The sequence below is a fragment of the Ornithinimicrobium sp. CNJ-824 genome (genome assembly GCF_001942405.1).
In the GTDB taxonomy this organism is placed as follows: Bacteria; Actinomycetota; Actinomycetes; order Actinomycetales; family Dermatophilaceae; genus Ornithinicoccus; species Ornithinicoccus kibberensis.
Genome location: NZ_MKKA01000055.1, coordinates 182,748 through 193,794, shown reverse-complemented (window position 1 = coordinate 193,794; position 11,047 = coordinate 182,748). Strand labels below are relative to the sequence as shown.

8 protein-coding genes and 2 pseudogenes are annotated in these 11,047 nt (G+C 75.5%); 2 read left to right on the top strand and 8 right to left on the bottom strand.

Annotated features, from left to right (window positions below; translation table 11 throughout):
• Positions 1 to 198: 198 nt before the first annotated feature.
• Positions 199 to 1,097 (top strand): annotated as a pseudogene (locus tag BJF81_RS16960) (LysR substrate-binding domain-containing protein); the annotation flags it as partial.
• 143 nt (positions 1,098 to 1,240) lie between these two features.
• Here BJF81_RS16960 and BJF81_RS13805 read toward each other — a convergent pair.
• The 6 genes and pseudogenes from BJF81_RS13805 to rpsT form a co-directional block, all read right to left on the bottom strand.
• The gene (locus BJF81_RS13805; RefSeq protein WP_083664238.1) at positions 1,241 to 3,481 is read right to left on the bottom strand and encodes a ComEC/Rec2 family competence protein; all 2,241 of its coding nucleotides are present in this window, start codon (positions 3,479 to 3,481) and stop codon (positions 1,241 to 1,243) included.
• 3 nt (positions 3,482 to 3,484) lie between these two features.
• Entirely contained in the window at positions 3,485 to 3,676 is a 192-nt protein-coding gene (locus BJF81_RS19895) for a ComEA family DNA-binding protein (RefSeq protein ID WP_158068698.1), read from the bottom strand.
• Positions 3,616 to 4,347 carry an SLBB domain-containing protein gene (locus BJF81_RS19890; protein ID WP_143780862.1) on the bottom strand — a complete coding sequence of 244 codons (732 nt, stop codon included), beginning with the start codon at positions 4,345 to 4,347 and terminating at the stop codon, positions 3,616 to 3,618. Before BJF81_RS19890 ends, BJF81_RS19895 begins: the two co-directional genes overlap by 61 nt.
• Positions 4,348 to 4,448: 101 nt before the next feature.
• On the bottom strand, positions 4,449 to 5,318 hold the full coding sequence (locus tag BJF81_RS13795; RefSeq protein ID WP_075958824.1) for a DegV family protein: 870 nt from the start codon (positions 5,316 to 5,318) through the stop codon (positions 4,449 to 4,451).
• A gap of 5 nt (positions 5,319 to 5,323) precedes the next feature.
• Positions 5,324 to 8,239, bottom strand: coding sequence for a leucine--tRNA ligase (gene leuS, locus BJF81_RS13790; protein ID WP_075958823.1), 2,916 nt, complete (start codon positions 8,237 to 8,239; stop codon positions 5,324 to 5,326).
• A gap of 261 nt (positions 8,240 to 8,500) precedes the next feature.
• Positions 8,501 to 8,766 (bottom strand): annotated as a pseudogene (rpsT, locus tag BJF81_RS13785) (30S ribosomal protein S20).
• Between the two features lie 215 nt (positions 8,767 to 8,981).
• On the opposite strand from rpsT, the gene BJF81_RS13780 reads away from it, so the two are divergent.
• A complete protein-coding gene (locus BJF81_RS13780) occupies positions 8,982 to 9,524 on the top strand; it encodes a glycine cleavage system protein R (protein ID WP_075958822.1) in 543 nt (180 codons plus the stop codon).
• A gap of 54 nt (positions 9,525 to 9,578) precedes the next feature.
• On the opposite strand, the gene BJF81_RS13775 is transcribed toward BJF81_RS13780, so the two are convergent.
• On the bottom strand, positions 9,579 to 9,977 hold the full coding sequence (locus BJF81_RS13775; RefSeq protein WP_075958821.1) for a DUF952 domain-containing protein: 399 nt from the start codon (positions 9,975 to 9,977) through the stop codon (positions 9,579 to 9,581).
• A complete protein-coding gene (gene holA / locus BJF81_RS13770) occupies positions 9,974 to 10,954 on the bottom strand; it encodes a DNA polymerase III subunit delta (RefSeq protein WP_075958820.1) in 981 nt (326 codons plus the stop codon). The genes BJF81_RS13775 and holA overlap by 4 nt, the downstream gene beginning before the upstream one ends.
• Between the last annotated feature and the right edge of the window lie 93 nt (positions 10,955 to 11,047).

Sequence of the window (11,047 nt, the reverse complement as noted above, 5' to 3'; positions counted from 1 at the left end):
TCGGCCACCAGACCGTCCAGGTGGGGGTCGACCTTGATCTCGCTACGAGCAGTCATGACAGCCAGCTCCTTCTCTTCATCGTGTGTACCGCTTGGCTACCACCCACCATCCCAACAACACGACCCCCCGTAGTAGAGGAACAGGTCCACACCTGCCCAGGACCAAGGTCCCCTGCGCGACGCTCTGTAGGATCGACCCATGCTGGATGCTGCAGGGCTGCGGGTCATGAGGGCGATCTCCCAGGAGGGGACCTTCACCGCGGCCGCGCACGCCCTGGGCTACTCCCAGCCCGCGGTCTCCCAGATGGTCCGCCGGCTCGAGGAGCGGACCGGCACCGTCCTGGTCGAGCGCAGCGGACGGGCCGTGCGGCTGACCGAGGCCGGGCAGGTGCTGGCCCGGCACGCCACCCAGATCCTCGAGGCCCTCGAGCGGGCCGAGGCCGACGTGGCCGCGATCGCGGGCCTGCAGAGCGGCGTCGTGCGGCTCATGGCCTTCCCCTCCTCCTCGGCCACCCTCGTCCCGCGGGCGCTGGCGCTGCTGCGCCGCGAGCACCCGCAGATCACGGTGAAGTTCACCGAGGCCGAGCCGCCCGAGTCGCTGGCCGCGATCCGCTCCGGCGACGTCGACCTGGCGGTCGCCTTCTCCTACGAGGGGACCGACCCCGGGCGGGGCGAGGACGACCTGGCCGGGCTGGAGGTGATCGACGTCCTCACCGACCCGGTCATGCTCGTCCTGCCCAAGGACCACCCGTTGGCGGACCGGCCCGAGGTCGAGCTGGCCGACCTGGCCGCCGAGACCTGGATCGCCGGCTGCCCCCGGTGCCGCGGCCACCTGCTCGCGCTGTCCCGGGTCGCGGGCTTCGAGCCGGACGTGACCTTCGAGACCGAGACTACGTCGCGGTGCTGGGCCTCGTGGCCGCCGGCCTGGGCGTGGCCCTGGCCCCGCAGCTCATCCTGCACTCGGTGTCCCACCCCGACGTGGTGGTCCGGCCGGTGTCGCCCCCCTCGCGCCGGGTCGTGCAGATCGTCACCACCCCCGACCTCAAGCGGGTGCCGTCGGTGGTCGCGCTGCTGGACGCCTGTGCTCGAGCGCACGGGCGCTGGCCGTGGAGCAGCCCGTCCCCTGACCGGTCAGCCGTCCCTGCGGTGGAGCAGGAGCCGGCCGTCGTCCTTCCGGCCGACGGCCACGTCCCCGTCGACGTCGGTGCGCAGCACGATCATGCCCGCGTCCCGCAGGAGGGTCAGCGCGCTCGGCGCGGGGTGGCCGAAGGAGTTGTCGGCGCCGACCCCGATGAGCGCGACCTCCGCCCGGGTCTCCCGTACGAGGCGCTCGTCCTGGGCGGCCGAGCGTGGTGCGCCACCTTGAGCACGTCGAAGTCGCGGCCCTGGAGGGGGCGGCGCAACGGCCACGCCCCCTCGGGCTCCAGGTCCCCGGTGAGCAGCACGCGCAGGTCCCCGACGGCGGCGTCGACCACGAGGCTGCCGTTGTTGGCGGCCGAACCCCCCACGACCGGGCGCGGCCCGGGGCCGACCACCTCCAGCAGCACGCTGCCCGCCCGCCTCCGCTCCCCGGCGGTCCCGTCCCGGTGGGGCACCCCGGCGGCCGCCAGCTCGGCCAGGGTGGCGGCGGCCACGTCGGGGGGCTCCCGGACGGGGCTGAGGTAGGCCGCCGCGACGGGTACGGCCCCGAGGACGCCGGCCAGGCCGCCGACGTGGTCGGCGTGGAAGTGGCTCAGCACGAGCAGGTCCACCCGCTCGACCCCTGCCTCCCGCAGGCACCGGGCCACGAGGTCCGGCTCGGGACCGGTGTCGACGAGCACCGCCGCAGCGGGCCCCGAGCGCAGCAGGGTGGCGTCGCCCTGGCCGACGTCGCAGGCCAGGACCTGCCAGCCTGGCGGCGGCCAGGTCCGCCACGCCGGCACCGGCCAGAGCGTCGCGGCCGCGGCGACGAGCAGGGCAGCGCCCCACCACGGCCGGCGCCGGAGCAGGTCGCGCCACCAGGGGCCGGTGACGAGCAGGGCGGCCGTCAGCCCGGTGAGCAACCAGGCTCCCGGCGGGCCGTCCACCCAGTCGACCGTGCCGTAGGGCACGTCCGCCCCCAGCCGGGCGACCCGGGCGATGGTCCAGGCCGGGAGGGCGGCCGCCCAGGCCACGGCCGACGCCAGGGCGACCGACAGCGGGGAGAGCACCGCTGCCAGCACGCCGAGCACCGTCGTCGGCGCGACCAGCGGGGCGGCGAGCAGGTTGGCCAGGACCGCGACGGTGGTGATGCTGCCCTGGAGCAGGACGATGACCGGCGCGCAGGCGACCTGGGCGGCCAGCGGCACCGCGACGGCGTCCCCGAGGAGCCGCAGCCGGGCGGGCAGCCGGCCGGCGATGGCGTCGCCCCACGGCCGCGACCAGAGGACCAGGCCGAGGGTGGCCAGGGTGGAGAGCGCGAACCCGTGGGACCGGGCCAGCCAGGGGTCCACGCAGAGCAGCACGACGACGGCGGCCCCCAGGGCGGGCAGGCTCACCCGCCGCCGGCCGGACGAGAGGGCCAGCAGGCCCACGCTGCCCATGACCCCGGCCCGCAGGACGGAGGGCTCGGGCCGGCACAGCAGGACGAAGCCGACCAGCGCCAGCAGCACCAGGGGGGTGCGCCACCGCCGGGCCACCCCGGCCCGGGCGACGAGCACCGCCACCGCCCCGCAGACGAGGGCCACGTTCGAGCCGGACACCGCGCTCAGGTGCGTCATGCCGGTGGCGCGCATGTCGTCGGTGAGCTCCGGCGGGGTGAGCGAGGTGTCTCCGACGACCAGACCGGGCACGAGGCCGCGCGCGTCCGCCGGCAGCGGGTCGACCGCCCGCCGGAACCGGTCCCGGACGTGGTCGACGGCGTCGAGCACCCGGCCCGGTCCCTCCTGCAGGGCCGGGCCGCCGCGCGGCGACAGGACGGCGACGGGGCGTTCGCCCGGCTCGGCGGGGCCGAGCCGGCCGGTGGCGACCACGCTGCTGCGCCAGGTCAGCTCCTCCCACCCCTGCCCGGCGGGGGCCAGGACGAGCACGGGCGCGCCCACCGCCGCGGTGGTGCCCCGCCCGGTGATCTCGTGGACCCGCAGGTGGAGGACGACGAGGGGGTCGCGCTCGTCCGCCCGGTCCACGACCCGCGGCTCGGTGGTCACCGTGGCCGTCAGCGACACGACCGCCCGCTCGTCGGCCCAGTCCCCCACCGGGCCCGCCCGGTCCCGCACCAGGTGGGTGCCGGCGGCGAGGGCGACCAGGCAGGTGGCCGCCAGGCTCATGGCCAGCGGGGCCGTCCACGGCCGCGGGCGGTCCGGCCGCCCGGGCGGGACGGCCAGGACCGCGACCGCGCCGACCGCGCCTGCGGCGGCGACCGCCAGCAGGAGCCGGACCGGGCTGGGCAGGAGGGCGACGAGCACCGCCCAGGCCGTCAGGGCCGGCACCAGGAGGCGCCCGTCCAGCGTGCGCCCCGGGGGCACGGATCAGCCCCCGACCGTCACGTACGGCTGGAGCTGCTCGAGCGTCCGCTCGCCGATGCCGCTGACCTCCAGCAGCTCCTCGACCACGGAGAACCCGCCGTGCTCGTCGCGCCACGCCAGGATCTTCCCGGCCGTCACCGGTCCCACCCCGGGCAGCGCCTCCAGGTCGGCACGGGTCGCCCGGTTGAGGTCCACGGGGACGCCCGGGCCACCGCCCTCCTCCGGGCCCGCGCCCCCGCCGGTGCCCGGAGCTCCGTCGCCGCCGGCGAGACGGGCGGGACCAGGCCCGCGGGCGGCTCCTCGCCGGGGCGCCCGACCCACAGCTGCTCCCCGTCGGTGAGCTGCCGGGCGAGGTTGAGCGAGGAGTCATCGGCCTCCTCCGTCAGCCCGCCGGCGGCCGCGACGGCGTCGACCACCCGCGTCCCTGCCGGCAGGGTGACCACCGCCGGGTCGTGGACGGCGCCGGTGACGTGCACGACGACGTGCGGCAGCCGCTGCCCGCCCCCGCCCCGGGTGGCGGCGGCCCCGTCCGGGGGCCGGCCCTGCCCCTCGTCGTCGTGGTCCTGCGCGGGCAGGGTCGTCACCGGGCTCTCGACCGCGCCCTGCGGCACGGGGTCGGCCCGCTGGGTGACCCACGCCCACCGGCCGGTGAGCACGAGCGCCGCCACGAGGGCCAGCACCAGCACGCCGCGCACGGCCGCCGTGCCGACGCCCAGCTCCAGCGACCGCAGCGCCTCCGGCACGCTGAGCAGGGGCACCCGCGCCGGGCGGTGGCGCCCGTCCTCGACGCCGTCCGGCGACGCCGGGTGCCGGTCGTCGAGGAGGTCCGCGAGCGGGTCCGCCCGCCCGCTGCTCGTGGTGCCCATGACCGGTCACGCTAGGGACGGTCCGCGGCTGCGGACGAGCCCCCCGGCCGGGGCTGTGGAGGGCGCCGCCCGGCCCCGGGCCGGTGTGGACCCGGCGGGCCCTACGGCAGGTCGCCCGGCGCGACCACGACGCCCAGGGTGCCCGGCCCGGTGTGCACGCCCACCACGGGGTCGAGCACGGCGATCTCGGGGGTCAGGCCGGTCCGCCCGCGCAGCTCCTCGGCCAGGGCGGCGGCGCCCTCCTCGGCGGCGAGCTGGTGGACGGCCAGCTCGATCGGCCGGCCCCCCTGCCGTGCCGTCTCCACGGCCTCGACGGCCAGGTCGACCAGCCGGGCCAGCGCCTTGGCCCGCGTGCGCACCTTGGCCGCCGGGTGCACCTCGCCGTCGCGCAGGGTCAACAACGGCTTGATCGCCAGCGCGGCGCCCACGAGCGCGGCGGCCCGCCCGATCCGTCCCCCGCGGCGCAGGTGCTCGAGGGTGTCGACGTAGAACCAGGTGCGGGAGGCCGCCGCCCGCGCCCGCACGACCTCCGCGACCTCCGCGGGGTCCGCCCCGCCGGCGGCGGCGCGGGCCCCGGCGAGCACGGCATACCCCATCGCCAGCCCGATCACCCGAGAATCCACGACCTCCACCGGCACCTGCCCGGCGAGCTCGTCCCGGGCCAGCTCGGCGGCCTCGACGGTGCCGCTGACCCCGGCCGAGAGGTGCACGGAGACGATGGCCTCGCAGCCGGTCTCCGCCACGACCCGGCGGTAGGTCTCGGCCAGCTCGCCCGGCGACGGGCGGGACGTGGCCGCGCGCTCCTTGCCCGCGGCGAGGATCTCGGCGACCTCCTCGGGGGTGATCTCCCGGGCCGGCACCGACCGCCCGCCGCCGACGTGCACGTGGAGGGGGACGACGGTCACCCCCGCCGCCTCGGCGCGGTCGGCGCCGAGGCAGGCGGTGGTGTCGGTGACGACGGCGACGCGCATCGGGCTCAGACGACCACGTTGACCAGGTGGGGCGGGCGGACGATCACCTTGCGGACCGGGGCCCCGCCCATGGCGTGCTGCACCTTGGGGCTGGCCAGCGCCAGCTCCTCCAGCGTGGCCGGGTCGACGTCGGCGGCCACCTCCAGCCGGTCGCGGACCTTGCCCTTGACCTGCACGACGCAGGTGACGGTGTCCTCCACCAGCTTGGCCGGGTCGGCCTCGGGGAAGGGGGCATAGGCCAGCGAGGTGTCATGGCCCAGCCGGGACCACAGCTCCTCCGCCAGGTGCGGCGCGACCGGGGCCACCATCTGCACGAGCGGCTCGACGGCCGCGCGTGGCACCTCGGCCAGCTTGGTGAGGTGGTTGTTCAGCTCGATCATCTTGGCGACCGCGGTGTTGGTGCGCAGGGCCTCGTAGTCGGCCCGCACCCCGTCGATCGTGCGGTGCACCGCCTTGTCGGTCTGCTCGTCCGGCTCGGCGTCGACCACGACCAGCTCGCCGGTCTCCTCGTCGACCACGTTGCGCCACAGGCGCTGCAGGAAGCGCATCGACCCCACGACCGCCCGGGTCTCCCAGGGCCGGTACTGCTCCAGGGGGCCCATGCTCATCTCGTAGACGCGGAAGGTGTCGGCGCCGTACTGCTCGCACATCTCATCGGGGGTGACGACGTTCTTCAGCGACTTGCCCATCTTGCCGTACTCCTGGGTGACCGGCTCGCCGTTCCAGGTGAACGTGGGGGCGCCGCCCTCGGGGTCGGGGTGCTCCTCGACCTCGGCCGCGGGGACCGGGAAGCCGCGCTCGTCGCGGTAGACCCAGGCCTCGACCATGCCCTGGTTGATGAGCCGGCGGAACGGCTCCTCGCTGGAGACGTGCCCCAGGTCGAAGAGGACCTTGTGCCAGAAGCGCGAGTAGAGCAGGTGCAGCACCGCGTGCTCGACGCCGCCGACGTACAGGTCGACCCCGCCCGGGTCGCTCGCCCCGGCCGGGGCACCGGCCACCGGCGCCGGGCGCGGCCCGATCCAGTAGCGCTCGACCGCCGGGTCGACCGGGGCCTGGTCGTTGGCCGGGTCCAGGTAGCGCAGGTAGTACCAGCACGACCCGGCCCAGTTGGGCATCGTGTTGGTCTCGCGGCGGTAGCGCCGCACGCCCCGCCCGTCGCCCAGGTCCAGCTCGACCTCCACCCAGTCGGTGGCGCGGGCCAGCGGGGCCTCCGGGGAGGACTGGGCGTCCTGCGGGTCGAAGGTGCGCGGGGAGTAGTCGGGCACCTCGGGCAGCTCGACGGGCAGCAGGTGGTCGGGCACGGTGTGCGCGACCCCCTCCTCGTCCCATACGACCGGGAACGGCTCGCCCCAGTAGCGCTGCCGGCTGAACAGCCAGTCGCGCAGCCGGTAGGTCGTGGTCGCCTCGCCCAGCCCCTTGCCGACCAGCCAGGTGATGATGCGCTCCTTGGCCTGCGCCACGTCCAGCCCGTCCAGGCTGACCTCGTCGTTGGCGGAGTTGATCGCCGGGCCCTCCCCGACGAACGCCTGGTCGTCGGGGTGGTCGGGCGTCGGCTGCACGGTCCGCACGATCGGCAGGTCGTAGGCGGTGGCGAAGTCCCAGTCGCGCTGGTCCTGCCCGGGCACGGCCATGATCGCCCCGGTGCCGTAGCCCATGAGCACGTAGTCGGCCACGAAGACGGGGATGAGGGTGCCGGTCACCGGGTTGGTCGCGAACGCGCCGGTGAAGACTCCCGTCTTGGCCCTGGTGTCGGCCTGCCGCTCCATGTCGGAGCGGGTGGCGGCCTGTCGCTGGTATGCCGTCACCGCGCCCCGCGGGGAGTCCTCCCCCGCGGTCCACGCCTCCCGGGTGCCCTCGGGCCAGGCGTCGGGGACCAGCCGCTCGACCAGCGGGTGCTCGGGGGCCAGCACCATGAAGGTGGCGCCGAACAGGGTGTCCGGGCGGGTGGTGAACACCTCGACGGCGTCCTGCCCGCCGTCGGTCGTGGTCACCGGGAACCGGACCTGCGCCCCGGTGGACCGGCCGATCCAGTTGCGCTGCATGAGCTTGACCTTCTCCGGCCAGTCCAGCCGGTCCAGGTCGTCGACGAGCCGGTCGGCGTAGGCGGTGATCCGCATCATCCACTGGCTCAGGCTGCGCCGGAAGACGGGGAAGTCGCCGCGCTCGGACTTGCCCTCGGCGGTGACCTCCTCGTTGGACAGCACGGTGCCCAGGCCCGGGCACCAGTTGACGGGGGCGTCGGAGAGGTAGGCCAGCCGGTACCCGTCCAGCACCTCGGCCTGTTCGACCCGGCTCAGCTGCCCCCACGGACGGCCGTCGGGGGTGGCCCGCTCGCCGGCGGCGAACTGCTCGACCAGGTCCTCGATCGGGCGGGCCCGTCCCGTGCCGCCGCCGGTGCGCGCCGGGGCGTCCTCGTCGTACCAGGCGTGGTAGATCTGGGTGAAGATCCACTGCGTCCAGCGGTAGTAGTCGGGGTCGATCGTGGCGAAGCTGCGGCGCTGCTCGTGCCCCATCCCCAGGCGCCGCAGCTGCCTGCGGTAGACCTCCATGTTGCGCTCGGTGGTGGTGCGCGGGTGCTGCCCGGTCTGCACCGCGTACTGCTCGGCGGGCAGGCCGAAGGCGTCGAAGCCCATGGTGTGCAGCACGTTCATGCCCGTCGTGCGCAGGTAGCGCGCGTGCACGTCGGTGGCGATGAAGCCCAGGGGGTGGCCCACGTGCAGGCCCGTGCCGGAGGGGTAGGGGAACATGTCCATGATGTAGCGGTGCCCGGTCCCCAGGCGGGGGTCGTCCGGCTCGGCCCAGGGGCCGGCCGGGTTGGCGGAGTGGAAGGTGCCCTCGGCCTCCCAGCGGTCCTGCCAGGCCGCCTCGATCCGGCCGGCCAGCTCGGCGGTGTACCGGTGCTGCGGGATGCGCTCGCTCATCGTGCTGTCTCGTCCTCTGGTCGCGTCGGTGCTCTCGGTGGTCCTGGTTGCACAAAAAAGCCCCTCGCTCAGGAGGGGTCAGCCGCGCTGGGTGGTGCGTCGTCAGCGCGGCTGCGTAAGGAGGAGCACGCAACGGGTCGTCATGGTGGCCTCATGGTAGCGCAGGGGCCGGGCGGGCCCCCGCCCTCGGGGGACGGCCCCCGACGGACGACGGGCGCCCCTCCCGGCGGGGAGGGGCGCCCGTCGCGCGAGCTGCGGAGCTCAGGCGCCGATGCTGTTGAAGCGGCGGGCCATCGCCGACTTCTTGTTGGCCGCCTGGTTGGCGTGGATGACGCCCTTGGAGACGGCCTTGTCGAGCTTGGTGGAGCCTTCTTCAGCGCGTCCGCGGCCGCGGTGGTGTCACCGCTGTCGGCGGCGTCGCGGAACCGGCGGATCCAGGTGCGCAGCTCGGACTTGTGCGCCCGGTTGCGCTCGGTGCGCTTGGCGTTCGTCTTGACGCGCTTGATCTGGGACTTGATGTTTGCCACGAAGTGTCTTCCTGCTTCAGTCGTCGGGGTATGTCGTGAGGGCGACATCGCGCGGCCCGGAACGTGAGGCGTGGGGGGCCCTGGCGGGGAGCCGCGCGTGGTGCTGCTGGCGGTGCGCGCACGACCGAGCGCGCACGCGACCACCCAATCTAGCAGCGGCGGGGCCCGCGCCCCAAGTCCGACGCGGAACCTGCGCGACTCGCTACCATCGCAGGATGCGTACCCAGCTCGTCCTCACCGTGGTCGGCGACGACCGTTCCGGCCTCGTGCGGGCCCTGGCCGACGTGGTCGACCAGCACGGCGGCAACTGGGAGGAGAGCCGCCTCGGCGAGCTGGCCGGCACCTTCGCCGGGGTCGTCGTCGTCTCCGTGCCGCAGGAGCGGGCCGAGGACCTGCGGGCGGCGCTGGAGCCGCTGGTCGGGCTGCTCGAGGTGTCGGTGCGCCCCGGGGGCACGCCGGCCGACGAGGCCGGCAGGCCGGGCCGACCGGTGCTCGTTGAGATCATGGGCAACGACCAGCCCGGCATCGTCCGCTCGATCTCCACCGTGCTCGCCGACCACGGGCTCAACGTGGCCGAGCTGGAGACCCGCACGGTCGAGGCCCCGATGGCCGGCGGGCAGCTGTTCGAGGCGACGGTCGTGGCCACGGTGCCGGAAGGCACCGACGCCGACGCCCTCCAGGCCGACCTGGAGCGGCTGGCCGGCGAGATCCAGGTCGAGGTCACCTTCCGCGGCACCGAGGACCTGGCCGACGGCTGAGCCCCGGCTCCCTGGCCGCAGCCGGCCGCCGCCGGCAGGGTCCGGCCGGCAACTCTACGCGCCCGGACCAGGCTCCCAGCCGCCCAGGTCCAGCCAGCCCCGCTCGACCCTGGCCGGGCGGGTGCGCACGACCGCCTCCACCGGGACGGGACCGTAGAGGTGGGGGTAGTGCTCCCCCTCGGGGTCGTCCGGGTCGCCGGGCTCGACCCGCACCGGGGTCGCCTCCCCGAGCCGGGCGACGTCGATCTCCAGCACGACGAGCTCCCCCGTCTCCCGCACGTAGTGGGCGGCCACGACGCCGGGTAGCTGCTCGGGGTAGGCGGCGTGGACGAAACCCACCTCGGCGAGGGTCGCTCCCCGGGTGGACCGTTCGTAGGACCCGGAGGTCAGCGCCTCCTCCCAGCGCGCCCGGTCGGCCAGGTGCCACACCGGACGGGGACCGTCGGCGCTCATCCGTCCTCCCCGTGCCGCGCACGGCAGACCTGCAGGACCGCGCGCTCCACGGCATACTCCGGGGCCCTGACCGCGGCCTCCGTGCGCAGGCCGCCCTTGACGTCGACGTCGGCGCGGGCGACCGCCTCGACCGCCCGCCCCAGCCGGGGGCCGTCCCAGCCCCGGGCGACCCGGCGGGCCTGGTCGACCTGCCAGGGCGCGATGCCGAGGTCGCGCGCAACCTGGGTGGAGCTGCCCCGCCCCGCCGCGGCCACCCGGCCGACCTGTCGCAGCTGCATCGCCAGGACGGCCACGAGCGGGACGGGGTCCAGCCCGCCGTTCATCGCGTGCCGCAGCAGCGACATGGCGCCGGCCTCGTCGCCGGCCAGCGCCGCCTCGGCCACCTTGAACCCGGTCGTCTCGACCCGTTCGCCGTAGTAGGTGTGCACGTCCTCGACCTCGACGGTCCCCTGGACGTCGCGGGCGAGCTGGGCGCAGGCCCCGGCCAGCTCGCGCAGGTCCTTGCCCACGGCCTGGACCAGGGCGCCCACGGCGTCCTCGGCGATCCTGCGCCGGGCCTCGCGGAACTCGTGCTTGACGAAGGCGTGCTTGTCCGCCTCCGACCTCACCGCCTTCGCCTCGATCGTGCGGGCCCCGCCGGCCCGGAGGGTGTCGAGGACCTTCTTGCCGCGGTTGCCGCTCTTGTGCCGCACCACGAGCGTGACGGACTCCTCGGGCCGGGCCAGGTAGGCCAGCAGGTCCTCGACGAGCGCGTCGTCGGCCTCGTCCATGTCGTGGACGACGATCACGGTCCACCCGCCGAAGAGGCTGGGGCTGGCGTGCACGCCCAGCTCGCCGGGCTGGTAGGAGGCGGCGTAGAGACGCACGACCTCGGCCTCGGGCTCGGCCGCGCGGACCGCGTCGACGACCGACTCCACGCCCCGCTCGGCCAGGATCTCCTCCGGTCCCTGCACGAGGGCCAGCGTGGGGATGCTCATGGTCCCCAGCCTGCCACGCCCCACCGACCGACGTGTCCCACGGCACACAGGGGTGACGTTGTGCGGCACTCCGGCCGGGAGCATGATGAAGGT